The organism is Thermus sp. FJN-A, assembly GCF_054655095.1.
On sequence record NZ_BAAHSC010000041.1, the window covers coordinates 1 to 249 of the forward strand.

A 249-nucleotide genomic window follows, 5' to 3' on the forward strand; every position below is an offset into this window, starting at 1 on the left:
TTGTACCCCCCTTCCTTAGGGTCTCCGGGTGGACGGCCAGGACCAGGGTGGCCACCTCGGCGAAGGCCACCAGCCAGGGGACCACACTGGGGGTGAGGCCCGTGGCGTCGTCCACGACGAGGGTGACGGGGTTCACCCCTTCGGGGCGCTTGAGGGCCTTGAGGAGGCTCCTCGCCTTCTCCTCGTTCCCCGGGTAGCGCCTCTGCCAGGCCTTGAGGTCGGCCTCGAGGTCCCACCCCCCCCCCCCCC

General features: G+C 71.5%; 1 pseudogene. It reads right to left on the minus strand.

Going from position 1 to position 249, the window contains the following annotated elements:
- Positions 1 to 249 (minus strand): annotated as a pseudogene (locus ACYQ0J_RS00200) (ATP-binding protein); the annotation flags it as partial.